The sequence below is a fragment of the Fulvivirga kasyanovii genome, from assembly GCF_009711405.1.
GTDB classification, from domain to species: domain Bacteria; phylum Bacteroidota; class Bacteroidia; order Cytophagales; family Cyclobacteriaceae; genus Fulvivirga; species Fulvivirga kasyanovii.
Map to the genome: position 1 here is coordinate 1 of NZ_SMLW01000536.1, position 3,037 is coordinate 3,037.

The following is a 3,037-nucleotide window of genomic DNA, read 5'->3' on the forward strand; positions in this document are numbered from 1 at the left end:
TGTAATAATAACTAAACCATATTAAGTAAAAATGAATAACGTCATTTACGTAGTTCCCCTGCTAGGGCTTTTAGGGCTCATTGTTATGGCAGTAAAATCCGCCTGGGTTAAGAAACAGGATGCCGGAGATGAAAAGATGCAAGTTCTTGCCAACCACATCAAAGAAGGAGCATTGGCATTCTTAAATGCAGAATACAAAGTATTAACGATCTTCGTAATCGTAGCCGGTATATTACTCGGTGTAATCTCTGCACTCGTAGCCACAACACACTGGTTTATTATCATCGCTTTCGTAATAGGCGCGTTCTTTTCTGCCCTTGCAGGAAACATCGGCATGCGTATAGCCACTGCTGCCAACGTAAGAACAACACAAGCTGCAAGAACCAGCCTTCCTCAGGCGCTTAAAGTGTCTTTCACCGGAGGTACTGTAATGGGTCTTGGTGTAGCAGGTCTTGCAGTATTTGGTCTTAGCTTGCTGTTCACCATACTTTTCTTCTGGTTTATGGGAGGCGAGTGGACTGCTAATGGTGTTCATGACATGACAGTAGTACTGGAAGCCCTTGCCGGTTTCTCTCTGGGTGCTGAGTCTATTGCTCTTTTCGCCCGTGTTGGTGGTGGTATTTACACCAAAGCTGCTGACGTAGGCGCTGACCTTGTAGGAAAGGTAGAAGCTGGTATCCCTGAAGATGATCCGAGAAACCCTGCAACAATCGCTGATAACGTAGGTGATAACGTAGGTGATGTTGCCGGTATGGGCGCTGACCTTTTTGGATCTTATGTGGCTACAGTTTTAGCTTCAATGGTATTGGGTAACTATGTTATCCGCGATATGGGTGGTTCCATCACTGACGAATTCGGTGGCATTGGCCCTATTCTACTTCCCCTGCTTATTGCCGGTCTGGGTATAGTGTTTTCAATTGTAGGAACCTTCTTTATTAAGATCAGCGACAATAACGCAAAAGAGCCTCAGGTACAGGGAGCATTGAACAGAGGTAACTGGAGTTCTATCATACTTACAGGTATTGCAGCCTTCTTCATTATCGACTGGATGTTGCCCTCAGTAATGCAAATGAATTTCTTTGGTCAGGGCCTGATCGAGGTTACATCAATGGACGTTTTCTATGCTGTACTTGTTGGACTTGCCGTGGGTGGTCTGATCTCTTACTTTACTGAATACTACACAGGTCTTGGTAAAAAGCCTGTTCTTGATATCGTTCAAAAATCAGCTACCGGTGCAGCCACCAACATTATTGCAGGTTTGGCTACCGGTATGATCTCTACCTTCGCCCCTATCCTGCTGTTTGCCGGAGCTATCTGGGGAGCTTACGAATTTGCAGGTTTCTATGGTGTGGCTATTGCTGCTTCTGCCATGATGGCAACTACTGCCATGCAGTTGGCTATCGACGCCTTCGGCCCTATCGCAGATAATGCCGGTGGTATTGCCGAAATGAGCGAACTGCCTAAAGATGTAAGGGAAAAAACTGACATCCTTGATTCAGTAGGTAACACTACCGCTGCTATTGGTAAAGGTTTTGCCATTGCCTCTGCGGCTTTGACTGCACTGGCATTATTCGCAGCCTACGTAACTTTCACAGGTATCGATGGTATCAACATCTTCAAAGCTGATGTACTTGCTGCCCTGTTTATCGGAGGTATGATACCTGTTGTATTCTCTGCACTTGCCATGAACTCAGTGGGTAAAGCTGCTATGGAAATGGTAAAAGAGGTAAGAAGGCAATTTAAAGAGATCCCTGGCATCATGGAAGGTACAGGCAAACCTGAATATGGTAAATGTGTTGACATCTCTACAAAAGCCGCTCTTAGAGAAATGATGCTGCCCGGTGCCATCACCATCATCACTCCTATCCTTGTAGGCTTCATCATGGGTCCTGAGGCACTGGGAAGTTATATGGCAGGTGTTGCTGTTTCAGGTGTACTTTGGGCTATCTTCCAAAACAATGCCGGTGGAGCATGGGACAACGCTAAAAAATCTTTTGAAGCAGGGGTTGAAATCGATGGTGAAATGACTTTCAAAGGTTCTGACGCTCACAAAGCTGCCGTAACCGGAGATACAGTAGGTGACCCTTTCAAAGATACTTCAGGTCCTTCTATGAACATCCTGATCAAACTTACCTGTCTGGTAGGCCTTGTTATTGCCCCTATATTGGGTGAGGTATACAGCAACGTAGAGCACGCCCAGGTTGAGGAAGTGAAAACTGAAATACTGACTACTATCGAGGAAGAGAAAGAAGTGACAACTACAGCAGTAACTACTACTGAGGAAACTGTAGTTGAATCTGCTTCTGAGGTATCAGACAAAGAAGTTACTGCCGAAACTGAAACCGTGAAGGAATAGAATATTTAACTTCTAATATTACATTTAAAAGCTCCGCTAAAACGGAGCTTTTTTTTGTTTTCATTCAAATGAATATATTTGGTTTAAACAACCGAATATTTTGATTAATATACTTATGAAATTATATATATGGATTTGTCTGTTAATGCCCACTTATGTGCTGGCACAAGGTGGCAACAACATAACAGGAAAATGGAAGACCATTGATGATGAAAGCGGAGAAGCCAAGTCGGTGGTTAAAATTTATGAAAAGGAAGGAAAGTATTACGGAAAAATTGTTAAACTTTTCAGGGCTCCGGGGGAAGACCCGGACCCGGTTTGTGAAGACTGCCCGGAAGATGACCCCAGGTACAAGGAAAAAATAATCGGCATGGAGATTATCAAAGACCTGAAAAAGGAAGGAGACGAATATATTGAAGGGACCGTACTTAAACCTGACGAAGGAAGAATATATAAATGTAAATTATGGCTGGAAAATAATAACCTGAAAGTCCGGGGATATTGGGGATTTTTATACCGCACCCAAACCTGGGTAAGAACTGAATAATGATATTTTTTCGTAAGTTATCCAGCCATTCGTCGTTTCGACGGATATTTTTTATATCCATCTGGCGGTGAGGGTTACCTACAATATATTACTTGTATAAAACAGCAGAGCTCAAATGAAGGACAAGGAAATTT

Annotated in this window: 2 protein-coding genes; both read left to right on the plus strand. The window is 43.4% G+C overall.

Going from position 1 to position 3,037, the window contains the following annotated elements; genetic code table 11:
- Nucleotides 1-31 precede the first annotated feature (31 nt).
- On the plus strand, nucleotides 32-2,356 hold the full coding sequence (locus tag E1163_RS12335) for a sodium-translocating pyrophosphatase (protein ID WP_155172095.1): 2,325 nt from the start codon (nucleotides 32-34) through the stop codon (nucleotides 2,354-2,356).
- Nucleotides 2,357-2,471: 115 nt separating this feature from the next.
- Nucleotides 2,472-2,903 (plus strand): DUF2147 domain-containing protein, encoded by a 432-nt coding sequence (locus tag E1163_RS12340; RefSeq protein ID WP_155172097.1) that lies wholly within the window; start codon nucleotides 2,472-2,474, stop codon nucleotides 2,901-2,903.
- The last annotated feature ends 134 nt before the right edge of the window (nucleotides 2,904-3,037 follow it).